Consider the following 26,285-nt stretch of genomic DNA (forward strand, 5'->3'; position numbering starts at 1 on the left):
CAACTGAAAAGTGAGGTAGAACAATCGTTCATTTTCCCTTGATCAACAATATTCGCAAATAAAAAAAGAACCGTCATCCCTGGCTTTTTCACCAGTGAATCCGATTCTAAGGCAATCCAAATCCTATTAATCAACAAAAAAACACCAATCAACAAAGTTCATCTTTATGATTTCACTTGAGCAGTCTTCCGAAAGTCTCCTGGGGTTTGACCAACCAGCTTTTTAAATGATCGAATGAACGTGTTCGGATGCAGATATCCGATTCTGACCGTAATCTCTTGTATGGAATGTTCGGTTTGAACCAAAAGCTCTTTCGCGTGCTCCGTACGAATTCGCGTCAAATAATCAATAAAATTCTCGCCAATTTCTTCTTTAAACGTACGACTAATGCTTTTCATATGCACATGGAACACATCGCTTAAATGAAGCAATGATAGATCCGGATTTTGGTAATGTTCCTCCATATACAATTTAATTTTGCGGATAAGCATATAATTGCTGCTCATCTCGCGCAACGTCGCTATTGCTTCTGTTGTTTCCGTAAGAACACTTCTCAACATAATCTGTAGTTCGTCCACGGTGTCCCAGTCGTCTACCGCTTGTTGCAGTTTATCCTGCACGCCGTTTGACCATATTTTTTGCACTTCCGCCGGTAGATCCGTAAACTCTTTATCAAGAAAAAATATCATGTAGCTCATTAAGTTGTCCAATTCCTTACGCGCATACAGACCGGCTCGAATGCCATCGAAAAGTTGTGCGAAGCTGCCCTGCCAATCGCCTTCTCCCGTTCGTAATGAAAAGGCAATCTCACGAATATATTCGAGCAGATCGAGCGACTGCTGCTTACCCTCGGGCTTAATCTGCCAATAACAGATCACACTATCCTCACCTAGTGAAGGTTTGTATTGAAGTGCTTCCAAGGCTTCGACGTAGGCGTAATGTACAAGCTCTATGCGATCGACGCCTGAGCCTATGCCCATCGTAATATTGAAATCAAGGTTGGTCTTCACCCATTGCATCAGGTCATTCGCAATATCACTCGCCATCTGCTCGGGCTTACTCTCAGGCGATACTTTCTGGACCAAGTGCAGCAAAGTCAATTGATCCTTGGACGTCCACTCGGTCCATATGGTTACATTTAGGCCACTTGCGATTTCCTTTACTACGTTGGACAAAACGAATTTAAGCAAATTTTGATCATGATCGGAATAAAGACTAGCGAATTTACTGTATTTATTAATTTCGAGCACACTTACACATAACGAGTCAAAATCGCAAGGCATTCCGAGACTCTCCATCTCCTGCTGCCACTCTTCATACTTCAAGGGACGATTCCCTTCAATCCATTCGAAAAAGAAATGCTTTCGCTTAAAAATCAAATCTTCCTCGTGCTGCTTCTGATAGGCATTTGACTGCTCCATCAAATTCACCAAGGCAGTATCAATGAACTTAAATTCATCTTGATTGCCTTTACGAAACAGCTCGGCGCTTTTTTGCTGGGAGAATAATTGGATACGCTGTATGATCGTTTCTACAGGCTTATAGTTCCGTCGGGTAACCACAACAATCCATAAAACACCAATACTAAAGAAAATCGCACAAACGAATATCCAATATTTAGATATCGCGGAGACAAGACGAAACAAATTACCATTCGCCACACTGCTGGAAATGGCCCATTCGGAATAATCGGAGTGCATCTCCGTCATTAGGGAATCGTTCCCATGACTACCACCATAAATAGGCGTACCCTTGCGGTCATAAAGGCTGAGATGATTGGAATTTTCCGGCGTCAGTGTTTGAACAAAATGGGCAATCGCTTGAAGCTGCACATTGACAACGATTAGACCGTCATTACCGGAATTCAATGGGACATATCGCACTAACGATACGAATTCGGTGGGTTCGCCTTGCTCCGTGTAACCTTGCCGCACATCTGTCCATAGATGATTTAACCCGGATTGCTTCAATGCTTCCACAATCAATTGTTTATCGTTAAATGCAGCTAGCTTAGAAACGGAGTATGGCGTCTGCACCGTATCGTCCGACAGCCTGTATAAATAGATCGAATCGATGAGAGGCATCGTTGCCATGAGACTTTTCACTTTTACAGACGACATATAGCCCGAATAATATCGATCGCTGCGCAAGGCAGGATTAAAAAAACCCAATAGCGTATCATCGCTGGCGATCTCATTCGTAATCGTGTTATCGATCAGCTTCATCTGATTGTCTACGGATTGGAGCACTTGCTTGGTGAAAATTGTATTCGATTCGACTGCGGTTTTTCGTGACAACTCACTGAATGCCATCAACAGGATAAACATGAGGAGAGGCACAATAAAAAGGAAAATCGTTACATAGGAAAACAGGAGACGACGAAACCATGTCTTGTTCAGCGAGATATTCTTTATCATCGTTTACTCTCCTTTTTTCAAATACTTTTTATGGTCAGTGTCTGATCACCCGTACTTGTTGCGGGAAATCCTCATCCCACTGTCCATGGTTGTATGCAAGCCGAATCATGCCAGAAGGGACGCGGACTTCTAGCGTAAAATGCTCCCATTGTGCCGGAATTTTTGGTGAAAATGAAATCTCCTTCCACCCTGGTTTGGATGGTTTCAGTCCGATGATTTCCTCGATCAGCAAGGGTACAGGAGCGCTTGCCCAAGGGTGACAAAGACTGGTATTCCACTTTTGGTCTTTCCCCCAGGCCTCAAAACAAGTCGTAGCCCCTTCTTTCAGCATATTTCCCCAAGAATGTTCATCTTCGGAGCTCATAAGCTCGTAAATCAACGCATGCTCTCCAACTCTCGCCAAAGCTTTTAGGACAAAATAGGAAAAGTACACGCCGCACGAAAATCTTTTCTCGCGAATTTGATCTACAATGGATGTAACGGATTCCTCCGGAGCTAGATCAAACAGCAATGGCAGCACAATGGCATGCAGCGCATGATGTCTGCTTCCTTCCGCATCTGTAAATAAACGGTGGGTAGGATCATAAAAAACTTCGATAAAGCGTTTTTTTAACCGTGGAAGATCATCCTCGTAAGAAATGCCAAGCAAATCACGTATCTCATTCACTGCTTGGATGCAGCCAAGATAAAACGCATTAACCACGTTATGGCAGCCAGGACCTACTGGCTTCGTAAGTTCAAAATCGTATTCATCGCGCAGTTCCTTAGGCCAATCAACTAAATTCCACTTATCGGTGATTTCGTGTAACAATCCGTCGCCTCGATCGTAGGCTTGAAAATGACGAAGCAGTTCCTCCGCATAAGGATACATGTCCCGCAAAAAGGTAAGATCCCCGCTGTATCGATAATATTCCAGCAGCTGCAGCGGCCACTGAAGTGAAAAGTCAGCAATCTCCTGCATAAAGCTCCCTGGAACTACTGACATGAGACCAGGGCACGTAGAGGAACTAAGAGCAAATTGCTCAATTGCCTTCTTATACAATCGTAGATCGCCGCTGAGGAGCATGTGAGCATGCCCGATCACCGTATTATCGCCCAAATATTGTCCTTTTTCCCGGGTCGGACAGTCAACAAAGTTTTCTTGCGAACCATATTTGACACCGTTTTTACAGATTTGAAAAATACGGTTCATCCGTTCATCCGAGCTTTGAAAGCGGCAGCTTTCTTCATCCAGAGGATAGTGTCTGACGATCGCTTGAAACGAATCCGGACGAATCGCTTGTTCAGGACCGAACACTTCCACGTATCGAAAGCCTTTGTAATCGTAAAGGTCCAATTTATCGTTATCCCCGGATAGCGTCCAACGATCTTGATAAGTACAGTTGCAGCGCATGTTAAATCTGACCGCTTGTCCATCCTCTTCCAGTTCTTCCCCGCAGCGGATTTCGATTTCCGCTCCTGCTTCCCCTTCCGCATCCATTGTAAACTGGCCAGTGATTTCCTCGCCAAAATCAATCAAGTAATGACCGGGAGCCTTTCTTTCTACGCTATGCGGCTTCTTCTCATAAACCGACAAAACCGGTGTCGGCTGCTCCACGAGCGAATAGTCCGCTTGATCGTTCGTGTGGACGTGAAGCCAAGCGGAATCATCAAAGGAAAGCTCCTTCCAGCCTTTCTCCGACTTTCGGGCATCGATATGTTCTACAAATTGAGTGGAATAACCAAATGTATCCCCTTTTATGTATTCTTTTGCTCGTTTAGCTCGCCAAGTCTCATCGGTTTTTACGAGAACACGGTCGCCTGCTGTCAGCTCTGCGATAAGCCCCTGCCTGTAATCGCCGCTGTTATATGCCCGATTAACTAGTCCTTGGTAATATACATGGACAGCGATGACATTGTTCCCCTCTTGGAGAAAGGGACTAACATCCATCCGATTGTAATAATAATGGCCAGCATCGTTTTGAGCCGGGCCTTGAACAACAAAATGACCATTTAAATAGAGTTTGTAATAATCGTCTGCCGTGATGTTCATATACAAGGGAACGCTTTCAAGATCAATAGACGCCAGATGATCTGTGGTCCTCACAAGCCAATGATGATGCTGCAAATCCTCGCGATGCGTCACTGATTCAGCTGCATCCATTTCTTTATGAAATAGATCCAATGGTTCCATCGATCTAAACGGTGTATCCGTTATCCAACGTGCTTGCCAATGCTTAGACAATATTATCTCTCCCCTAAAGTTAAATTCGAATATTTGTAGTTTAACTGAAGAACTAAAATTCTCCTGCGATCCAACTGTACAACTGAAAAGTGAGGTAGAACAATCGTTCATTTTCCCTCGATCAACAATATTCTCAAATAAAAAAGAACCATCATGTAAAAAAGAACCGTCATGATGCTGCAAATCCTCGCGATGCGTCTCTGATTCAGCTTCATCCATCTCTTTATGCTTCCGATTCCACAATATGGGTTTCAACAGCCAAAGTCAACTCTATAGGAGCTCGATGGTACACCGGCATGAACTCTAATATTTCTTGACTTGCAATTCCATATAATGCCCATTCATTATTCGACTCTCTTCTACACCCTCATTCGTGAACAACATAACGAAACTTATAATATTGAAACAATTATCATGATTAAAGGAGCATCGCATGCTGACCAATATGGATGAAAGAAAGATCACTAATGGAGATATTGACCTGATGATTGTCGAGATAGAGGAAGGCTGGAGAGAGTTGAGTATGATCAGTAGGTCTTGCCGGGATATTAGGGAGGATCTGGTTAGGCTAACGCAAGTTTTGGATGAAATCATTTATTAAGAAACTGGTGTCTCCTGATTAATTGGTAACATCTTTCAATGCCTTTGTAAGACATTTATGTTTTAATTAACATATAATTAATTGAAATTTCAGAGAAAAGGAGTTTATAACGATGAAAATAGCCTCTTTTCTATTACCCAAAGACAAGGTTGCCTTTATCACATCGTCAGCTTCCATGCGAGAAGCCTTAGAGGAATTAGAAAATCACTATTACACGGCACTTCCCCTTGTGGATAGTGACGGGAAATATGTAGGTACATTGTCGGAAGGTGACCTATTATGGACGTTAAAGAATACACCTGGGATTCATTTTGATAATATCCATCAAGTGCCAGTGAGCGAAATCGAGAAGCATATTCATAATGAGTCCGTTTCAATTAATGCATACATGGAGGATATGCTGGCGCTAGCAGCCGATCAAAATTTTGTTCCGGTTGTAGATGACGAAAATATTTTCATAGGAATTATTCGCCGGAAAGATATTATTGAATATTATATGAGAAACATAACCGATTGATAAACCCCTGCCACTACATCTAAATCTCTACTCAGGACATTATGCCTCCTCAAATTGCGTAATTAACAATCAATCCCAAATAAATGTTATTGTGCTTAAATTGTCCGTTAGCAGAAATAAGCTGCCCAATAAATTGCGGCAGCCTAAATGTGTTTGTTTCCATCATGTTTTAGTTAGTTTTTTTCTATCTTCTACTTGTGGTGGTTCCTCCATCCAACCGTGTTTGATCATTATTTCTCCACCGTCTTTTACAAAGGGTAAAATTTTCTGAGTAAGTCGAGCCATCGTCACCAGCAAATCACTTCGCAAACTAAAAGCTCCACCAAGTGCATTGCTCCCGATACTAAATGATCCTAACAAGTTAGTGATATACATCATTAACTTATCCGAAAATGGAGCAACCGTAGAATTCGTCGCTTTCCCTGCATGAGTAGCAGGCGGCTCTATGTAATCCTGACGTAAATATTCACCTAATGTTGTTTCAACTTCCTTTGACAATTTCATTCCTTCAACAAAATATTCTTTTACTTTCGTATCATTAGCTACTTGGGCGAAACCAATCATTAATTGCATGCCTGTAAGGTTGGCCTCAATGGCATGATGGATAAGGGAAATTTCAATGGCATTTAATGATCTTTTTTCCCTTAGCAAATTAAACCCTGATAAATAATTTTTATCCTTAACAAAGGAAATTTCTTTGGGCATAGTCATAAAAGGCGGGCGGACAAGTACCCCTTTATCTAAAAGAAATTGTGCACATTGGTCATACATTTCTTGTGCGTTTGCTGTTAATTGCTTAAATAGTTGTCTTATATCTTTACGGTAGGACATTGTTGAGTACAATGCAAAAAGACTAGCTTCAATCTTGCTTATCAAATGTAAAAACATGGGTTCATACAGATAATCAAATAACTTAGGAACTCCTTTATTAACGTCATTCACTGTAAAGCCAAGAGGAATAACTGCTCCTTCTTGTTGGAAAATATTTTTAATCGATTCTACAATTTGTTCCGATGAATCGTACGTTGACTTTAAGATTTGTTGAATTTCTTCATTTTCTACATGCTCAAGGAAATACTCTAAAAACCTCAATAACATTGTTTTTTCTTGATAAGCCATCCACAAGTTTCCTATTTCCGATGACGTCAATGGTACATGGTTTGAATTCATTGTTATACTCCCTTGTTTTATTGATTATTTTTATCCAATAACTCAAATTAAATTCCCTAATATTTAATATGCCCGTTATTGGAGTGAAGGTACGCGGCAGATTAGGAAGATGGTTAGCAAGAATGCTTATACTGGTTCGTGGAAAAAGCCACAATCATTTGCTTCACTTTGTCCCTCCACAATTTGTTATGGTTATTATTCCTTCCCACTTCGTTTTTTAGTATTAGAATGCCCGTACTTAAACGAGAAATAAAAAAGAAGCCGCTTCATAGCAGCTCCTGTTAATTAATTTTTTCGTTAATTGTTATCATCGGAATCGGAAAATAGCTCCTGCAAGACCGACTTTCTATTTTCAAGAAACCGTCTTGTGATGATGTAATGCAGCGTGTTCTCATATTTAATTTCCTCTATGGGGTGAACATCAAAGTTAATAATCTGTGCATCTGGAAATCCGAGAAGTATCGGAGAATGGGTTGCAATGATGAACTGAGCTTCTTTCTCTAAATCCTTGATAACCCGCATTAATGCCAATTGCCTTGCAGGTGATAAAGCCGCCTCAGGCTCGTCGAGAAGGTAAATCGCCTTTTTTCCAAAACGATGTTTAAAAAGAGAAAGAAACGCTTCACCATGCGATTGCTCATGTAAAGAACGACCACCGTAATACTGCAGGCTTTCGGGCAAAGTATCCAAATGGGAGGCAAAGTGATAAAAAGTCTCTGCTCTTAGGAAAAAGCCATTCGTGATTTTAGGCATCCATGAAAGACGAATATGATCCCCCAGAATGGAATGCGAAGCCTCCACATCATAATAGTTGTTCTTCCCTCCTCCAGCCGTATTAAACCCGCTTTGATAAGCAATAGCTTCAAGGAGCGTCGATTTACCCGAACCATTCTCCCCAACAAGAAAGGTGACATTCGTTCGAAAAGAAAGTGACTTTAAAGATTTCACAGCAGGTATAGAAAATGGATAGGTTTTCGGATCGGTATGATCATTCCTCAGAATCTCAAGGCTTCTCAAGTACATTAATTTTCAACTCCAAACAAAACTTTCATGAGCCTAGTCTATGTTGTTATTTTAACATAACCGCCGTTATTACATGATATGCTATTACATATACTCAAGTAATATTTTATATAAAGCTGGTCGCAATTGACCTATCCGAAGGTGAGGTCGACGCTAGTGCCTAAGATGCTGGAATCCGATGCAGAACTATTTGCCGCAGCATTATCACAAACTCCGGTTTCTGTGTGGCAGACGGATGCTCACGGTGTTTACCGCGAAGTAGATCGCGGAATCATCGAAAAGTTTACGAATAAATCCGTAAGATTGAGCACGAGAACAGATGAAATCGCATATTACTTCCGTGATGATGGGACCAAATTTCGTGCTGAAACGTAAAAAAATAAAATAGGGCGATAGATTGCAAAGAACCTTTTTAAGTTTGTTAACTGATATTACTATCCTCTCGATCAAGATCTGAATCAATATGCTAATTTATGGTTATAATCAAATAAGACTAATTTCGAGGAGATGCACATGAGCACATTATACGAGAAGTTTGGTGGCGAAGAGACCATCGCTAAAGTGGTAAACTACTTCTATGACTTAGTTTTGGCAGATGATACTGTTAACCACTTTTTTAAACATACGGATATGGAGAAGCAGCGAAAACATCAAACGAAATTTATTAGCTTTGCGTTAGGTGGACCTAATCAGTACTCTGGCGGGGCTATGTCAAAGGTACACGAAGGAATGGATTTACAACCCGCTCACTTCGATGCTATTGTTAAACATCTTCGTTCTGCTCTATTACATTTTGGCGTGAGTGAAGATGATATTAGTAAGGCATTAAATAAGGTAGAGTCCTTGCGTGGAGATATCCTGTATAAATAACATCTTTATATTCATATATTTACAAAAAGCGCCTTGTTTCTAAGGCGCTTTTTGTCCGTTAATTCAGTAAATAAAAAAGAAGCTGGATCATCGATCTCAGCTTCTTCAATCTTGCGTCTTACCTGAAAAGAGAAATTAACCATATTGCAGGCAATACTTCATTCAATTTTAATTCCAATATGGATACATTTTTTAATTCGAACATTATCCGGTAAACAGGTTTTCTTTCTTTTCCGTTTTTAACGCAATATTCAATATTATGCCCAAGAAAAAGTAAAATATACATGGATACGTTTTTTTCGCTAAATGATTATAAATTAGACGGTAAACCATGAAGATACATCTTTATACAATCTGTATTTTGCTTTAACGCATTAATTGTTTTTGAGTTTGGACGTTTATATATTTCTTGATGATCCACTTCGTTGTATTCTTCCCGTACCAAAAAAGCCAGCTTTTCTTCTTCTATGGAGAATTCCGCATGAACATTAACTTTATTTCCACGTGCATCTAGGCGAACCCACCTTCCTATGGATTTTAGGTAAACTGCACTTAAAGCATGGATGCAGTACCCTGTATCTGGTGTGTCGCCTATTGTAAGTCGTTGATAACAAAAACCAGTTGGAATTCCTTTGCTTCTTAATATAGCGCATAACAGATTAGACTTAGCGTAACAAATACCTTCCTTAAAGAATAGTGCTTCCGAGGCTTTACATGTAACTCGAGAACTTTGAATATCCCAAGAATGAGATATTTCATCTCGAACAAATTCAAAAGCTCTTTTCACAAAATCATCTTCGTTATACGATTCGGCATATAATTCTTTTGCTTTTTCTTTGATAGAAAGGTGACTATAATCAACTTCCTCTGTTTCTACTAGATAATCTTCTAGAAAATTTGATTCACAAGACAAAATCATTCCAATTCACCCTCAATCGATTTATAACATCATGTGAAAAATACTATGTATAATAATACGTTTAATTGGATTATTATTCAATAAGATTATCGTTAATAAAAGCTTGAGTATCAAAAAGTCCACTCATCTAAACAACAAACTCCCTAGCCTTGTACTTACAAAGCTAAGGAGTTCATTGTCTAAGACCAATGTTCAACTTTAATTTCTATTTTCGAATCCGATAAGGCTTTATATTTGCGCTGGATAGGTTTCCCTGTATGATCAACCTCGACGGATCCATCTTCCCTGCTGATTTGGTAGGCAAATTCGGCATGAAGAGGTACTTGAAGTTGATTGGAATAGGTGTCATTTCCCCGATTATTCATTAAGGGAAACCACGCATATATCTTTATATCCTCAGGCGTATTCGCCGGGACATGAACGACCATTTCCAAGGTCACGCGTTCTTTTTGAGCATTGACCACACGAATTGATTTTGTAGCTTCCAAGTCCTGATATTTGACCGTTACCGATGTTTCCCCTTCTTTAATCGGAATCATGGTTCCATCATTCAGAACATCCAGTATGCGATGATCTTCTACTTCATAAGTCGTTCTTAGCAGGGACATCTGAAAGCCACTTTCAAACACAAGAATCGGATTTAGTCGGCATTGAGGGCCAGTAAGACCAACCTCTTCGCTGCCGTGTAAAGACAATGAACATTCCTTACCCTTTTTCCCAAAAAAGTGAATGAGAGGAGAAGATAGTCTGAGTGCCCAGTCTTTCTCCGTATGCTCCGCTCCTGGATCATTGAAATAGATGAGTTCGTTGTCTGCTTCATATCCCAAATCCAATAGTTTCTCAGCAACTTCACGGACATGCTTTTCCATCACCAAGGTGCCTTCACAGCCTCCCAAATCGATCCAGATTTTGGAGATCGACTGCTTCTTACTGAAAGCATGATAAACAGGCGTTTCTTCTAAGGTCAGTGGGTCCACACAGTAAAAATAAGGTGAAATGATGGCGAGCTTCCCAAAAATATCCGGTCGGCGAAATCCGATATGATAAGTGACTTGCCCTCCTCTGGATGACCCCATTAAAGCCGTATGATCAGGATCCGATAGAGTTCGAAACACGGAATCAACATAAGGCTTTAGCTCATCAATAATAAACGCTTCATATAAATGGCCTTTGGGCTTAATTTGAACTTTATCGGATTGATGGAGGATCCCTTCCATTTCGTGAGTAAATTCATCGGACCTCTCTGCTCCCATGTTCGGAATGCCCACAACAATGATCTCTTCCATCGTATGGTTTTGAATCAATCTATCTACGGTTTCATTGACATGCCATGAATAGCCGTTAAATGCAGGATGGAAAATATTTTGCCCATCATGCATATACAATACTGGATAATACTTATCCTTTTCGTATCGATAACTGGGGGGAAGATACACAAAGATATCTCTTTTGTTGTCCAAATGTGTGGAGTGAAAATTTTCAATCCGCAATATACTTGATTTGCTGTCCATCCTGCTCACCTCTATCAGCCACAGCTGCTATATCAATCCAATTCTCCACTTCGTAATTCAGGACTAATCCATCATCCGTCGTAAATAGGCGATAAGGAAGCTCTCGACCTTGTCGGTCTACTTCATGCTGACCTAGGCCGCGAGAAATACGAAATTCAAAGGACATGTCCCTAGGCACTTCAAAGGTTCCGCCATACAGTCCTTCGCGAATCATCGGCAGTTCTAAGCCTGCATATAGCTTATCTGTTTTTGGCGTGAATTCCGGCACTTTAACTAAGACTTTAACCGTAGCCGTTTCGGAAATATAGGGAACAACGGTAACATTCAGCGCGGCCGTTAAGTTGCCATTCAAATATAGGACCGTCGTTTTCCCTTCTTTTTTAGGGACTAGTTTACCGTCCGTTGTAACCTCCAATAAATCGGGATCAGCCGCTTCATATTGAGCGTTTAAATCCGTCATTATAAAACCGCTATCGAAGTGTACCACCGGATTCAATGTTACCTTAGGCCCCTTCAGGCCAACAATCCCAGGGCCATGTAGATCAACTCGAACAGGCTGGCCTATTTCCCCAAAAAAATAAATGAGCGGCGCGTGAACCCTTGCAGCCCAATCCTTTTGAGAGTGACCGGAATCGACGGCAAGGTAGTACATCAGATCGTCCCCAAATTCATACCCAGCTGTTCGAAGCGTATCCGTGACATACCGTACATGCTTTTCCATGACCGTAAAACCCTCAGAATCTCCAACGTCCATCCAAATTTTCAAGTCCTTCTTTTCCGTGTAGACGTGGCTTAACCATCTTTCTTCCATCGTGCCCGGGTCTGTGCTGACAAAGAAAGGACAAAGGGCTCCTATCATTCCAAATGTGTCCGATTGACGGAATCCAATATTATAGGACACAAGCCCGCCAGCAGACGACCCCATGAGAGCCGTATGTTCTTTTCCCGTTAAAGTTCGGAGTGCCTTATCGATAAAAGGTTTAACTTCCCGAATGAGAAAGGCCTCGTAAAGTTCGCCTTGATTGGTTACATCAAAAACATTGTATCCGTCAGGAGACGCGTGCATATACTCCGCAATCCTGGCGTCTTCAACATGGGAAATCGCGACAACAATGATTTCTCGCATCTTTCCTTGCGTAATCAGGCTGTCTACCGTAGTATGAACCTCCCACGATTCACCCTTCTGATCTTCAAAAAATACGTGTTGACCATCATGCATATATAGGACGGGATATCGCTTCTGTAGATCTGTATCGTAACTAAGAGGCAAATAAACAAATATATGTCTGTAATTATTAAGGGTCTTGGAATAAAAATCTTTGAGCTCGATGAGCCTTGATGAATTCACAAAGCATTTCTCCTTGTAAAAAAGTCACAATTTGGTTGTCAATAAGAAAAACTTATCAGGGTTTACGTAATCCTGCTCATTCATGTATCGATCCAAACTGTGCACGATCTCTTCGTAGTCATTTAATTCAAACTGGATTTTCATCATCTCTTCAGAGAGAATTTCCGAGTAATGGCACGTGCAAATCGCCATTGTCTTCTTATGGGTTTTGTATACTTCATTAGCCAAAAACTCGTTGATGACAATCCCAGGACGATCGGCAAATTTGGATAAGAAAGTGTTCATACTCTGGGTGTTCTCGTAAACATAGATCCGATCTTCATCCAAGTTGGATTTCTCCTTAATGAGTTCCACCAGTTCTTCATTGTTGTAAGCATCCATAATGAGAAACTGCGGGGATTCCGCGAACAATTCATTCAACACGCGAAAGCTTTGCTCAAAGTTCGGCATAATTTTATGAAATAAATTGTCTTCAATATAACTGTCAATGACGAATATCGGGATACCGAAGCCGAAATAATTGGATATCGTCGAGAACTTTTCTTTATCGACATTGATGATGAAAACGCCGTCCAAATTTCTTTCCATGATGATCTTAGAGGAAGGTGCCGTACTGTCGATTTGCATAAAGAGAACGTGGTAGCCCAACTTGCTGCATAGTTGCTCGATCTTGTATATGGTTCTAACATATTTCAAATCTGACCATGCGTTCTGATCCTTGTCTTTAAACAGCAGGATGCCAATCAGTCCTGTTTTCTTAATTTTTAACGACTGAGCCGTCCGGTTTGTCACATACTTAAGCTGTTGTGCGATTTTCAGCACTTTAACACGCGTTTCATCGGAAATGGACTGCGTTTTGACATCATTTAAAATGTAAGACACTGTGGCAATGGATACGCCAGCCGCCCCAGCTATATCTTTTATTGTTGTTTTTTTCATGAGAAACCCACCTTACTTAAACGTTTAGGTTGATTTAATCACATCGCTTTTACTTTGTCAATTACTTACAGCGATGCATCTGCAACGAGCCAACCGAATGGAGGTAAGCTAACAGAAATCTGCTTTTCAGCCATTTGGTATGTCCCGTTACCCATGAGAATGTTAGGTGATGATTCCGTTTGAAATGCGAAGTCCAACGTGGCCGACTGCTCGCTATGATTAAAGCAAATGGTAAGTTGTTCGCTGGCATGCTGTCTTTGTACGACAAGTTGACGATTTTGCGCATAAATAATTCGAAATGAGCCATCTTGTAGGGCAAGATGTTTTTTTCTCAATGAAATTAAATTCCGATAAAAATCCAGAAGTTCTTGATTCTGTTCTTCCACGTCCCAAAGCATCGGTCTTCTGCAATCGGGGTCCTGGCCTCCTCTCATCCCCACTTCATCCCCGTAATAAATGCATGGCACACCGAGGAAAATAAACTGAAACAGAGCGGCGAGCATAAGCCTTTTTTCGTCACGTGCAACAGTAAGCAATCTAGGCGTATCGTGACTTCCCAGAATGTTAAATGCTGCTTCGTTTACCTGCTGTGGATATTGGGGTAACAGTCGATTGATCTGATGAGAAAACTGCTCCGCATCGATAGTTTCTTTTGCAAAAAAGTCAATGATGGCTTCCGTAGCCGGGTAGTTCATGACCGCATCGAACTGATCTCCTTGCAGCCATGGCATGGCATCGTGCCAAATCTCACCCAAGATATAGAAATCAGGTTTGATCGCTTTTAATTCCTTGCGAAATTCTCTCCAGAAGTCATGGTCGACTTCATTGGCAACATCCAATCTCCACCCATCAATGTCGCACTCTTGTACCCAGTAACATGCAACGTCAAGCAGGTATTTCCTTGCTTCCGGATTCGAAGTATTTAACTTCGGCATATGGGACTCGAAAGCAAAACAATGATAGGAAGGCTTGGGTTCATATTTAAGCGGATATTCTTTGATGTGGAACCAATCCCAATATGCCGAGCCAGGCCCTTTTTCGATCACATCCTGAAAAGGAGCAAACCAAAAGCCGCTGTGATTAAACACCGCATCAAGGATTACGCGGATGCCACGGTCATGAAAAGCACTAACCAACTTTTTCAATAATTCGATATCACCGAAATGGGGATCCACTTTTAAATAATCAGTAGTATCGTATTTATGATTGGTCTTCGCTTCAAAGATAGGCGTAAAATAAATGGCATTAACGCCAAGCGAGCTAATATAGTCGATGCGGTCTAATACGCCCTGTAAATCTCCCCCATAGAAGTCATGTGGACCCGGATTGGAATCCTCCCAAGGACGAACATCAGCAGGATCATTGCTCGGATCACCGTTCGCAAATCGTTCAGGAAAAATCTGATAAAAGATGGCCTCTTTTACCCACCCCGGCGGCTTGAAAACTTCACTTGACCACAGAAACGGATAATCGAAAAATTTCAGCGGGTCCTTCGGTTTCTCCTTGCAAAAGCCACTCTCCGTATACCAATACGTTTGCTCGCCCGAAACCAATTCAAACGCATATCGTAACCTAAAGTGCTCAGGGGTGATTTCCGCTTGCCAATAATCGAAAAGCTCATCGCTGGCCATTTTATATAGAGGCTTTTCTCTTACGGTGTGTTCCCAATCATACTTATCTCCGTGGATGGCTTTCACCATTTGAAGATCGTCTTTCTTTGTCCGCAACCTGATATGGATCAAGTTGTCATCATAGGCGTAGCAATAAGAATCAGCAGCTCTATGGTAAATCGCTTCAAATATCATGATCTGCGTTCCTCCATCATCCTTTATCTGCACCTGTCGTAATTCCGTTAATTAAATATTTTTGGAAATACATGTACAGAACAGTGATTGGCAATGCCACAAGCACAGCGCCTGCCGCAAACAGCGTAAAGCTGGAATTCGTTTCGTTGGCCACCATATTATATAATCCTTGCGCTAAAGTCATTTTTTCCGATGATCTCAAAACGATTTGCGGCAAAATAAAATCCATGAATGGCGTTATGAAACTGTTTAGTGCAACAAAGGTAATCGCCGGCAGCGATAAAGGAAATATAATCTTAAAAAACACATCCGTATTATTTGCTCCATCGATAAAAGCGGCTTCTTCAAGACTTTTGGGGATAGTATCGAAATGCCCCTTCATAACCCAAGTCCCCATCGAGATGGAGCCTCCTGCATAGATAAGGATTAAGCCCAGATGGGTATCCAGCAATTTGGTCTGCAACAACAAAACAAAAATCGCCATGACGGATAAGAAGCCAGGAAACATTTGAAGAATCAACAATGTCATTAATCCTTGTTTTCTGCCCTTGAAACGAAATCTCGAGAATGCGTAAGACGTCGCTGCAACAAGTGTTGTCGACACTATCGCATTCGAAATGGCGATCTTTATTGTATTTTTATACCACAGCACAAAATCTGTGTTCCTTATAAGATCAATGTAGTGTGCGATCGTTGGCTCATCAGGAATCATCTTACTGACCAGTAGAGCATTCCCCGGATTAAGCGACGTCCCGATAACCCAAATGATCGGATAGATCACTGCAATAAGCAAAACGGCAAAAACCATGTAAATCCCGGTTACAATCAAGTTGGATTTTAATTTAGACATTTAGACCAGATCCTCTTCCTAGACTGACTTCATCCGCTTATAATTCCATAAGGAAAACATCGCAATAAAGATAAACATAATGATAGACACTGCGGAAGCCATATTGAATTGACTTTGATTAAGCGTCATCTTAAAGATCCATGAGATGAGAATATCCGTGCTTCCCGCGTAATAATAGTTAGGACTATCTGGTTTGCCATCCGTAAGCAGATAAATCAAATTGAAGTTATTGAAATTAAAGGCAAATTGCATAATTAATATGGGCGCGGTAGCCAGTAATACAAGCGGAAGAGTGATCTTAACAAACTTTTGCTTTCCTGAGGCGCCATCTACTTCGGCTGCTTCGTAAAGGTCGCGCGGCATTGTCGTTAAAACCCCGGACATCAGCGCCATAAGGAAAGGCGTCGAAAACCATAAATTAACGAGAATAATCGTAACTTTCGCCATCGTCGGATCGGACAGCCAAGGTACCGGAGAAAATCCAAGTTTACCAATGACATCATTAATGGGACCAAACGAACCATTCAATAAAACCCTGAAAACCAATATAGAGATGAATTGCGGGACTGCCCAAGGCAAGATAAAGATGGTTCTCCAAAATCTTTTGAATTTAATCTTAGGATGGTTTAGCATCAACGCCAGTATTAACCCGCTCAAAAAAACAGTTGAGGTAGAGGCTACAGCCCATATTATATTCCAAACGGATATGCCAAAGAACGTGAATCTCCATGCTTTTTGGGCAAATAAATCATAAAAAGTTCTAACACCCACCCAATCCACTAAGGATCGATCAGGAATATGGGCGGGAGCCGAATAGTTCGTAAAAGCAATCAAAACATTAAAAACGAGCGGTATAATCGTAACAAAGAGCACAAAAAATGCCGCTGGTATTAATAATAAATAAGGGAAATTTCTAAACTTCGCTTTTCTAACGGAATCCATGAATCCAGGGACACTGTCTCCTTCATCCCTCAGTTCTCCGTTTTTCTTGGCGTCATAAATGTTAGTTATATAGAAGCCTAAGAACAAAAGTATAACCACTAGTGTAATTAGACCGTTTATTAACATGAAAATGGAGTGATCGCCATGAACCACTTTCCCATTGATGATTTGGGTAGGCACATCACCTAACGTGATGAAGCCCATAATCCCTTTATAAGCAATGGGATAATAGTTCCAGAAAAACAATTGAGCCAGAATGATGAAGATAAAGCCTTTTAGATATTGTTTGTTATAAAGTTGGCCTAGACCAATAAAAACAGTGGAGCAAATAGCGGCTATCGTTCGATGTCGAAAAGCGCTTTGTTTCAAATCCATACGTAAGACCGCCTTATTTCTTAGTCTTCATTGCTGTCTTGATTTGTTCTACCGCGTTATTCAGGACTGTGGCCGGATCCCCATTGTCGTTCCAAATAGAAGCAAGTGCAGCGCCTGCGGGCACCCAAACATTCCCCATCTCCGGAATAGACGGCATTGGCGTCGAATAATTCGCTTGTTCAAGGAAGGCCGAGGCATTAGCGTCATTCTTAATGTTCGGATCATTCATAAGATCTTTCCTAGGTGGCAGTTGCGTCGTCATTTTAAACCGATTGATTAAATTCTCCTTGCTTGTTGCATAACTAGCAAACATTTTCGCGGCAACCGGGTACTTGGTATACGAATTTACATACAGAGCTCTAATGCCTGAAAAGCTTTGTGGATGTTCGCCATTTGGCAAAAGAGGCAGCGGAGCAACGCCATACTCGAAGTTCACTTTAGACAAACCTGCCATTAACCAGGGTCCGTTGATGACAGCGGCTGTTTTCCCTTCTTGGAATAAGCCAGTAATGATATTATCGTTAATGTCATTAATGTTTAACGGAAGTATTTTCTTTAAGGATTGAAAGAACTTCGCCCCTTCGATCGCTTTGGTACTATTAAGACCAATATCAGTTGCATCCGTACCATTCTTGCCAAATACATAGCCGCCGTAACCCGCAAGGAACGAATAGGATTGATACAGCTGGCGTACATCCCACATAAAGGCGTACTTTTTGTTTTTCGGATCGTTATAGGTTTCTGCAAACTTCATGATTTCTTCGTAAGTTTTCGGAGCTTTTTCCAACAATTTTTTATTGTAAAAAAGAGCATAAGTGTCAATGGCCGTCGGGAACCCGTATAACACTCCCTTGTAGCTAACCCCGTCAATGGCCGAAGACATAAATTCATTTCGCATGCTTTCGTTAAACATATCATTCTGTAGAACAAGTCCTGCCGTAACGGCATTACCTAATTGATCGTGAGGTGCAGAGAACACATCAGCCCCAATTCCAGCAGGACCATCTGTCGTAAGTTTCTTCACAGAGTCTATCGCAGGAACGACTTCCACCTTCACTTTAACGCCATATTCTTTTTCAAAACTTGCTGAGATCGCTTTCAAATAATCCAACTCAGGACCTTTTGACTCCCAAACGAGCAGCTCAGCTCCAGCTTCTGGTTTCGCTCCTCCTTGCTTATTGCTGCCTTGTTCTACATGACCTTGCTCTGGCTGGGTCGACAAATTGTCTTTCTTCGTACATCCAGCGAGAAATGAAAAGCTGAAAAGAACAACGATAACTAAGGTAATCAACAAACGTTTGGACATTCATATTCCCCCTATAATTTCACTGAATCGTTTAAGTACCTAAACGTTTAAGTAACAACACAATTATAATAACTTTTAACCTATATTGAAGTCAATGAAAAATTTATGGACTAGAAAAAGGCAGCCGATCCAATCTGGCCGGCTGCCTTTTATTTTCCGTTACTCCCACTTGAATGTTAGGCTGGCAATAATGAAGGCTACAAGCATCCAGCCGCCAAGCAGCGCGGCTTCAGGCCACATATCGGTAAACGAGGCCCCGACGTTCATAATTTGGCGTAGTGCTGTGGACAGATGCGAGATCGGCAGCAACTTGACTACGGGCTGCAGCCAGTCAGGCATATTTTTGATCGGAAAGAAGACGCCACCTAGAAAAAGAAGTGGGAAAGAGACGAAGCCAGCAATTGGGCCAGCGCTTTCCGGCGTTTTGGCGAGCGCGGCGATGATAAAGCCGATCGACATGAACGTCAGTGTCCCGAGTACCACGAACATTAGCAGAAGTATCCACGAACCGTTCACCTGCGTTCCGAAAATCAGGCTCCCGATTAGCAGCACGATGATCGCCTGTGCGCCGTTCAACACCAGTCGGGCCGTGATTTGTGCGGCAATGAAGCTCCGAGGTTGGAGCGGCGTACTCTGAAGACGCCGAAGGATACCCCGCTCGCGCCAAGATGCGATTTGGCCAGCGACGCCGTTCAGATTGTTACTCATAATCATCATAGCAACGATGCCTGGGACGAGGAAGTCGATATACTTCAGGTTAAGAGATTGGACCGCCTCTGATTGAATCGTGATGACAGGGGTGTAACCCACGATCTGCTTGCTAATCCCATCGGCGATCTGAGACATGATGGGGAGCCCGATCTGATTGGTTGTTTGGCTCGTCTCGTCGTAGTAGACGGTGAGTTTGGAACCCTGCATAGAAGCGGATTTAGCGCTCACAGCAGCTTCATACCCTTTTGGAACAGCGACGACAAGCTGCCGATCGCCATGCTTAAGATCTTTCATCGCCGTGTCGAGATCTGTGCTTTCCGTTAATTTTATTATGGATAACTGCTTCATAGAGGATAAAAGCGCCTTCGACGCAGTCGTCTGGTCTTGGTCGATAACGGTGACGGAGAGCGATGTGCTGTCCCCTTTTCCTAAGAATGAACCCAGCATCACCATGAAAAAGATTGGAAAAACGAGCGTCCAAAATAATACTTGCCGATTTCGCCCAAATAGTCGTAGCTGGGCTAAGGTCAATTGACGATACGCTTTCATTCTTCCCTCAGGCTCCTTCCCGTCATGTGGATGAACACGTCCTCGAGCGTTGCCGTGCGCGTTTGCAGATCAGAAACCTTGATGTTCTGCTCAGCAGTTTGTTGTACAAATGCAGTCAGCGTATTTTGTAAATGATCCGTGTACAGCACAAACGTGTCTTTACGCTGGTCAACTTGCTTCACATCAGGCAATGATTGGATTAGCGTCAGCACTTCCTGCTTTCGCGCCTCATCTTCTCGAATCTGCTCCGGCAAGCGAAACTCGATGGCGCTGTCTGACTGCAGGCTGCGGACGAGCTGCTCCGGCGTGTCCAGTGCAACGATTTGTCCCTTATCCATGAGGCAGATGCGGTCACAAAGCACATGAGCCTCTTCCATGTAGTGCGTTGAGATCACCACAGTCTTACCGCGCTCCTTCAGGCGGAGTACAATATCCCACAACGTACGCCGGGCTTGAGGATCGAGTCCGGTTGTCGGCTCGTCCAGAAAGACCACCTTTGGATCGTTCACGAGCGCCAACGCAATGGCGAGTCGCTGCTTCTGACCGCCGGATAAGTTTTTGACGCGGTCATTCTTTTTTTCGCGCAATAACATATCGTCGAGCAGCGGCTCGATCTGCACTGAGCTTGGATAAAAGCTTGCGTACATGCGAATAATCTCGTGAACGTGGAGCAGGTCGAACAGTGACGTCGATTGGAGCTGGACGCCAATGATTTCCTTGACCTTTTTCAAATCTTTTTTCGTATCGAAGCCTGCAACAAGTGCTCTCCCTTCATCCGGTCGCCGCAGACCTTCGATCATTTCCATCGTTGTCGTTTTGCCCGCTCCATTTGGCCCGAGCAGTCCAAACACTTCCCCTTCACGCACTTTGAAATGTATGCCATTCACCGCGGTGAATTTCCCATACCGTTTGACGAGTCCGTCCACTTCTATGATGGCGTTGACCAAGGTTGGTTCCTCCCTTTCGACATTCCTGTTAGTATTTCTTGTGCCTTAGCTCTCATTTTTCAAAAAAGCTGATCGGCACAATAACACCCATCAGCTTTTTTTCTGATACTTATTCTTTTCGAATGACCAACAGTACACCAATAAAGATGAATAGGGTACCTATCCCAAAAGACAGGCCAACTTGTTCGCCTAGTAATAGCCACCCTAAAAAAGTACCGACTACAGGCTGGAAAAAGAAGAATAATCCACCACTTGAAGCGTTAAGCATTTGCAGTCCACGATTCCAAAGTAAGAAACCACAAGCAGTCGAAATAACTCCCAAGAATAAAAGACCACCCCAAATAGATGGATGCATCATGGCTTGAAAATCGAGCTCATCTAACCGACTTATTGTAAAAGGCGTTAGTAAGGCGATTGCCACAAGAGTAGCATAGCTCGTTACGACAATTGGTGAATATTGCTCTGGTACACGTTTAATAAGAACAGACATAAGTGACCATGTTAGTGCTGCAATAAGCAGTGATACACCACCAAGTTGATGAGAGAAATCGATATGGGCATTTCCAACAATAATACACACGCCGATTGTTGCTAAAACAATAGAAACGGCCTTTTTAAAAGTAATTTTTTCTTTTAAAATGATACGCGCAAACAGCACCATAAATGCAGGTGTCGTTGAAGTAATAATGGCACCCATTTGTGCATTAGAGAGCATCGTACCCACTTCTTGGGTTACAATAGAAATTGTATTTCCAACAAGCCCAATAATGAAAATTAAGAGCCAGTCTCGTTTTTTAATCCGCCATGATTGTTTAGTTACAACGCCAATAATTAGCAATGCAAACATCGCAATAACATAGCGAAGCCAAACTAGTTCAAGTGGTGGTACAACGTCTACCACAACTTTTACCACCACATACATCCCGCCCCAAATACTAGCAGCGAGTGATAAATATAAAGAACCTAATAAGGTTTTTCTCATTTTGTACCCTCCGTTTTTTCAAGACATTTCCTGTCCTTAACGGAGATGTAGTTATTCTTCCGTTAAGGGAGAATAACTGCAGGTACATCATTTTCAAATAATGGTGACCACATCATCAGCTTTCAGCTCACTTTCAAAACGTTTATTTGATTATACAATAATATGGTCGATTTAGGCACCAAAGTTCAACTTAGAAAATACCGCTTTACATGCTGTGCCACTTCGACCGGTGCGTATTTATTGTCAGGAGCGAGATGATCTAGATTTGGTATGATCAACGTTTGTGTTCGTGAAATTGTTTCATCCAATACGCGAATCATTTGATGTACAGAATCTGGACTCTTCCCCCCAGCAATTAATAGGACATTCGCATCAATCATTTGGTAATTAGGGAAAGTGGATTCCAAGCGTTTCACTTCTCTATGCTCAATTAAATTTTCTGGCAATAGATTTTCTATTTGATTCCAATGATTTCCGCGTATCACCAAACGTAAAATAAATTTTGCATACCATTTCGGCAACCGTTTTAAGGGAGTGTGACCTGAACCCCTTACAAAGCTGGCAAATGCCCCCCTAAAATCTTTCTTATTCATGTCATTTTCATATTCAGGCAGCCAATCCCAATCCGTTGGTATCGACTTCATTGAAACGCCAGGTTCATAGACGGCCATTTTCTTAAACGTACTTGTTCGCGCAGCTTCCAAGGTTACAAGCCCACCGTAGCTATGACCGAATACATAGGTTGCTCCCGTTGCTTCTTGTAAGCTTCTTACATCTTCACATTCCTTCTTGATGGAATAGTCAATCCCTTGCGGTCCACTCCCTCCACGTCCACGTCGATCCATAACATGGACTCTAAAGGAATCCGACAATTCTCGGGCAAACTTGGTAAAATCATTCGAAGTACTTAGCGCCCCGTGAATTAAAATGAGACTCGGACCCTTACCTATACTTTGGTAGCCAATTGTGGTTCCGTCCTTCGAAACTACAGTTGAATGGGCAAACGAATCCAAAAAGTTCGTATTTGTTTTTGCACTTACCATATCCATTTCCCTCCCCTACAACCCAGTCTCCGGCTGAATAATACTTGTGTTTTCATTATATAATGACGACACTGTTATTCATTCAAGCCCGGGTATGAAATCCACTCCGTCTTGAGACCGAACCAAAGGAAAAAAGACATGCTGATTTCCCAGCATGCCTTCCTTTAGCACTGACCTTACAAACGTATTATTCCACCAATTCTACATTCAAGATATCGTCAAATGCTACCCAATCCGTACCATTTTCGTGGGATAACTTTACTCTTCTTATCTCTTGATCAATTTTGGTTATTAGACCTGTCATTTGCCCATCCCCAGCCTCATTATAAATCTTTACACTAATAAATTGCTGGTTAAGTAAGGCATTAGCCATTACGTTAGCTATCTTTTTATTCTCGCGATTACTACTACTCATTATTACTTCACCCCACTCAAGAACATACGTTCTTGATTCATTATACTTTTAGAAGTATGAGTAGTAAAGAGTTAATGGTCATCTGAATTAAACTAGACCCCACAAAAGAAACAGCGGCGGACTAGGACTCAACAATAAGTCTTAGACTGCCGCTGCTATTATTGTGCTACCACCACTCATCAAACTACATTGAAATGGGGATTTGGGCGCTTCTTTTTTGTTTTTCGATTAGTTTTCCATTCTCAAGAAAAAGCACTCGATCACAGAGTGGCAATACTCGTTCATCATGCGTAACCATAACCGCACTCTTTCGCTGATCCTTTACTTGCTTCGCGATCATACTCACTATATCGTGCCCTCGTGAGGCATCTAAACTTGCTGTTGGTTCATCTGCGAATAGGACAGCTGGGTCATTCATTAAGGCTCTTGCGATAGCTACCCGTTGACGCTCCCCCCCTGAGAGTTTATCAGGATATGCGGTTCGTCGATGAGACAATCCCATCTTATCGAGTAACTCTTTTGCTCGTTTGGTTGCCTTCGCCTTTTCCATCCCGGCAAGCTTGCTTACCAAAACTAATTGTTCTTCAACTTTCAAGTAAGGTATCAAGTTGGCGCTTTGAAAAATAAATCCGATTTTTTGAAGTCGTAGTTCAGAAAGTGCTTGCTTGTCTTTACCGATAATGGATTCTCCATCAAGTAGAACATGCCCACTCGTAGGTTCAAGAAGTGCTCCTGCTATGGACAGAAATGTACTTTTGCCCGAGCCTGAAGGGCCCATTACCGCGACTAGTTCACCTTCGGCCACCTCAAGGTTTAGCTTATCCAAAATCATTCTTGCCATACCGCCATCTTCAAAAGTCCGTGTAATCTCCTGTAATACAAGTCTGTTTTTCATGCTGCTGTCCTCCCAATCGCATCCAAAGCGTCAATTTTGGCGACTTTCCATACCGAAAATAGTGAACCGGCCAAAGACATTGTTATAAAGGACAGGCAAGTAAGTGCCAAGGTGGAAAAGCCTAACTGAAATGGCATGGAACTTGGCAATACGGCCTCAAACAATTGAACCAACAGGACGCTAAGGACCAAGCTGCCGACCGATAAGACCAACACCTGCAGCGTCACACTTCTAGCTAGATAGGCAGTACGTGTACCGATGGCTTTCAATATACCAAATTGACTGGTTTTCTGAATCGTGATGACATAAAAGAATACAGCCAGTACAAAGGCAGAGATTACAAATAAGAATACAATCATCATCATAAGCGAGCCTTGCTCTTCTTTGTAACCAGGAATCCCAGATACGGCCTCAGACTTCGTTATCACTTCCGTATTGGGCAGCGCGGACTGAAGCTCCTTAACTTTTTCTTTCGAGGCTTTAATGGCAACTGCATTGTAAACTTTACTGTCTGCTGCTGATTCAGTTCCTTGACGTAGTGTCTGCGCTTGAAGATTAAGCCAGTCCTGCTTATTTAGAAAGACAGCCGGAGCATGACTGAATGACTCGTTTTTTACAAAACCGCTTACTGTCCATTTTGTTCCCGAAGCTTGATCTACAATGATTGAGCCAATTTTGACTCCAGAATTAGACAGCTTTTGATCAACAAGAACATGTCCTTTTGTCTGATCCGAGATTGGTGAACCATCTGTTACTGTTGGCGCCAGCCAGCTTTCGAGATTAACGGCGAGCAAAGCAACATCAATCTTCCCAGTTTCTCCTGATGGAACAACGGTTGTCATTTTCAGACCAAGTGGCTCTGCATTCTCTTTCCCTACTAGTAAGCCAGTCTTTTCAACCTGATTCTGATCGACCTGGGATCGGGTGAAACGGTGATTAGAGTCTTGTCCTAAGACAAAATGTGTTGCATCCATATTCTTAACAGAAGCGGCGTTGTCATACGCAAGCCCCTGTGCAAGCCCAGTGACGAACATAACAAGAAATGCAACCAGCACCATAATTGTAGCGATCAACGAATACCGTGCCTTAGCAAACCTCATTTCTCGAATAGCTAGAAACATTGTGATTCCCTCCTTCGTAATGACTACAGTATAGGAATCGAATATGAACGGAAAATGAATAACAGGTTACAGTCGAGATAGCGTTACCTCTTCGTCGAGCCTTTGATCGCGGTCTTCGCAACAGTCGGATGATAGTTGATGATTTTCACCAGCTGCTCCTGCATGTAAGCCGGAGAATGCTTAAAACTGCTCTCCACCCAATGGAATATGAGCCCGAGCAGCGCATTAAGCGAATAAATAATCAATAGTTCTTCATCGATGTCTTTTCTTGTATAGACAAGCTCTTCCGTGGAGATCTTCTTCAGCGCGATGAACATTTTCTCCCGGAGCACAATTAGCATGTCGCTCTTCATAAACACGGTGTAAATCGCGGAATGCTCATAGATATGCTCGAAAAGCATAACGGAATGCGCTATAGTATTTAGGTCCAAGCTCTGTTCGGAAGTTGATTGTTATATTGTGCAAATTACTACATTCATACCGATGCCTACACCGATGTATAAGTCGGAGTGGGCATCGGTATATTTATGTTCTTTATAAACAGAAACTTCTCCACGACATACTCCTTCAGCGACACATAATGCTTGATTGGAAAGGGAAATGCAGGCGATTCTCCGAAGCAGAATAAAAAACAGCACGCTTGTCTACTCCCTCTTTCTTTGTCAGTCAGTCTTCTGTTTCAAAAATGAATCCGTTAGATATCATAATGAATATATACATTGTTTTTCAAACAAAGTATTTGATTAAAAATACTACCTTGACAGACACAGTAGTATGTCGTATTATAAAAACACGGAGGTGATGA

24 protein-coding genes are annotated in these 26,285 nt (G+C 42.0%); 4 read left to right on the forward strand and 20 right to left on the reverse strand.

Features of this window, described 5'->3' with window-relative positions; genetic code table 11:
* Positions 1-164: 164 nt before the first annotated feature.
* Both GC102_RS12375 and GC102_RS12380 read right to left on the reverse strand, forming a co-directional pair.
* On the reverse strand, positions 165-2,417 hold the full coding sequence (locus GC102_RS12375; RefSeq protein WP_171689810.1) for an AraC family transcriptional regulator: 2,253 nt from the start codon (positions 2,415-2,417) through the stop codon (positions 165-167).
* A gap of 34 nt (positions 2,418-2,451) precedes the next feature.
* Positions 2,452-4,641 (reverse strand): family 78 glycoside hydrolase catalytic domain, encoded by a 2,190-nt coding sequence (locus GC102_RS12380; protein ID WP_171689811.1) that lies wholly within the window; start codon positions 4,639-4,641, stop codon positions 2,452-2,454.
* Between the two features lie 433 nt (positions 4,642-5,074).
* On the opposite strand from GC102_RS12380, the gene GC102_RS12385 reads away from it, so the two are divergent.
* A complete protein-coding gene (locus GC102_RS12385; RefSeq protein WP_171689812.1) occupies positions 5,075-5,242 on the forward strand; it encodes a hypothetical protein in 168 nt (55 codons plus the stop codon).
* A gap of 112 nt (positions 5,243-5,354) precedes the next feature.
* Positions 5,355-5,759, forward strand: coding sequence for a CBS domain-containing protein (locus GC102_RS12390; protein WP_171689813.1), 405 nt, complete (start codon positions 5,355-5,357; stop codon positions 5,757-5,759).
* 162 nt (positions 5,760-5,921) lie between these two features.
* Here the strand turns inward: GC102_RS12390 and GC102_RS12395 are convergent, their stop codons facing one another.
* Both GC102_RS12395 and GC102_RS12400 read right to left on the reverse strand, forming a co-directional pair.
* Positions 5,922-6,929 carry a DUF3231 family protein gene (locus tag GC102_RS12395; RefSeq protein ID WP_171689814.1) on the reverse strand — a complete coding sequence of 336 codons (1,008 nt, stop codon included), beginning with the start codon at positions 6,927-6,929 and terminating at the stop codon, positions 5,922-5,924.
* 297 nt (positions 6,930-7,226) lie between these two features.
* Positions 7,227-7,952, reverse strand: a complete 726-nt coding sequence (locus GC102_RS12400) for an AAA family ATPase (RefSeq protein WP_171689815.1) — start codon at positions 7,950-7,952, stop codon at positions 7,227-7,229.
* A 156-nt stretch (positions 7,953-8,108) separates the two neighbouring features.
* Here GC102_RS12400 and GC102_RS12405 point away from each other — a divergent pair, with 156 nt between their 5' ends.
* Both GC102_RS12405 and GC102_RS12410 read left to right on the forward strand, forming a co-directional pair.
* Complete coding sequence (locus tag GC102_RS12405) at positions 8,109-8,327, forward strand: hypothetical protein (protein WP_376769366.1); 219 nt, start codon at positions 8,109-8,111, stop codon at positions 8,325-8,327.
* 138 nt (positions 8,328-8,465) lie between these two features.
* Positions 8,466-8,822 (forward strand): group I truncated hemoglobin, encoded by a 357-nt coding sequence (locus GC102_RS12410; protein WP_171689816.1) that lies wholly within the window; start codon positions 8,466-8,468, stop codon positions 8,820-8,822.
* Between the two features lie 310 nt (positions 8,823-9,132).
* Here the strand turns inward: GC102_RS12410 and GC102_RS12415 are convergent, their stop codons facing one another.
* From GC102_RS12415 to GC102_RS12490, 16 genes are all read right to left on the reverse strand, one after another.
* Positions 9,133-9,741 (reverse strand): transglutaminase-like domain-containing protein, encoded by a 609-nt coding sequence (locus tag GC102_RS12415; protein ID WP_171689817.1) that lies wholly within the window; start codon positions 9,739-9,741, stop codon positions 9,133-9,135.
* 179 nt (positions 9,742-9,920) lie between these two features.
* Complete coding sequence (locus GC102_RS12420; protein ID WP_171689818.1) at positions 9,921-11,252, reverse strand: alpha/beta hydrolase; 1,332 nt, start codon at positions 11,250-11,252, stop codon at positions 9,921-9,923.
* The gene (locus GC102_RS12425) at positions 11,221-12,600 is read right to left on the reverse strand and encodes an alpha/beta hydrolase (RefSeq protein ID WP_171689819.1); all 1,380 of its coding nucleotides are present in this window, start codon (positions 12,598-12,600) and stop codon (positions 11,221-11,223) included. The genes GC102_RS12420 and GC102_RS12425 overlap by 32 nt, the downstream gene beginning before the upstream one ends.
* Positions 12,601-12,624: 24 nt before the next feature.
* Complete coding sequence (locus GC102_RS12430) at positions 12,625-13,539, reverse strand: LacI family DNA-binding transcriptional regulator (protein WP_171689820.1); 915 nt, start codon at positions 13,537-13,539, stop codon at positions 12,625-12,627.
* 65 nt (positions 13,540-13,604) lie between these two features.
* Positions 13,605-15,344: an alpha-glycosidase gene (locus GC102_RS12435; protein ID WP_171689821.1), complete on the reverse strand. Its 1,740-nt coding sequence runs from the start codon at positions 15,342-15,344 to the stop codon at positions 13,605-13,607.
* A 16-nt stretch (positions 15,345-15,360) separates the two neighbouring features.
* On the reverse strand, positions 15,361-16,194 hold the full coding sequence (locus tag GC102_RS12440) for a sugar ABC transporter permease (RefSeq protein WP_171689822.1): 834 nt from the start codon (positions 16,192-16,194) through the stop codon (positions 15,361-15,363).
* A gap of 18 nt (positions 16,195-16,212) precedes the next feature.
* Positions 16,213-17,511, reverse strand: coding sequence for a sugar ABC transporter permease (locus GC102_RS12445; RefSeq protein WP_171689823.1), 1,299 nt, complete (start codon positions 17,509-17,511; stop codon positions 16,213-16,215).
* A gap of 13 nt (positions 17,512-17,524) precedes the next feature.
* Positions 17,525-18,817: a sugar ABC transporter substrate-binding protein gene (locus GC102_RS12450; RefSeq protein ID WP_171689824.1), complete on the reverse strand. Its 1,293-nt coding sequence runs from the start codon at positions 18,815-18,817 to the stop codon at positions 17,525-17,527.
* Between the two features lie 159 nt (positions 18,818-18,976).
* Positions 18,977-20,077 (reverse strand): ABC transporter permease, encoded by a 1,101-nt coding sequence (locus tag GC102_RS12455; RefSeq protein ID WP_171689825.1) that lies wholly within the window; start codon positions 20,075-20,077, stop codon positions 18,977-18,979.
* Positions 20,074-21,024: an ABC transporter ATP-binding protein gene (locus GC102_RS12460; RefSeq protein WP_171689826.1), complete on the reverse strand. Its 951-nt coding sequence runs from the start codon at positions 21,022-21,024 to the stop codon at positions 20,074-20,076. The genes GC102_RS12455 and GC102_RS12460 overlap by 4 nt, the downstream gene beginning before the upstream one ends.
* Before the next feature lie 109 nt (positions 21,025-21,133).
* On the reverse strand, positions 21,134-22,006 hold the full coding sequence (locus GC102_RS12465) for a DMT family transporter (RefSeq protein WP_171689827.1): 873 nt from the start codon (positions 22,004-22,006) through the stop codon (positions 21,134-21,136).
* Between the two features lie 185 nt (positions 22,007-22,191).
* Positions 22,192-23,049: an alpha/beta fold hydrolase gene (locus tag GC102_RS12470; RefSeq protein WP_171689828.1), complete on the reverse strand. Its 858-nt coding sequence runs from the start codon at positions 23,047-23,049 to the stop codon at positions 22,192-22,194.
* A gap of 187 nt (positions 23,050-23,236) precedes the next feature.
* On the reverse strand, positions 23,237-23,464 hold the full coding sequence (locus GC102_RS12475; protein ID WP_171689829.1) for a YolD-like family protein: 228 nt from the start codon (positions 23,462-23,464) through the stop codon (positions 23,237-23,239).
* A gap of 184 nt (positions 23,465-23,648) precedes the next feature.
* Complete coding sequence (locus GC102_RS12480) at positions 23,649-24,359, reverse strand: ABC transporter ATP-binding protein (protein WP_171689830.1); 711 nt, start codon at positions 24,357-24,359, stop codon at positions 23,649-23,651.
* Positions 24,356-25,480, reverse strand: coding sequence for an ABC transporter permease (locus GC102_RS12485; protein WP_171689831.1), 1,125 nt, complete (start codon positions 25,478-25,480; stop codon positions 24,356-24,358). Before GC102_RS12485 ends, GC102_RS12480 begins: the two co-directional genes overlap by 4 nt.
* Before the next feature lie 83 nt (positions 25,481-25,563).
* The gene (locus GC102_RS12490) at positions 25,564-25,881 is read right to left on the reverse strand and encodes a TetR-like C-terminal domain-containing protein (protein ID WP_171689832.1); all 318 of its coding nucleotides are present in this window, start codon (positions 25,879-25,881) and stop codon (positions 25,564-25,566) included.
* Positions 25,882-26,285: the final 404 nt, after the last annotated feature.

It is taken from the genome of Paenibacillus germinis (assembly GCF_013141785.1).
Lineage (GTDB): Bacteria > Bacillota > Bacilli > Paenibacillales > NBRC-103111 > Paenibacillus_E > Paenibacillus_E phytorum.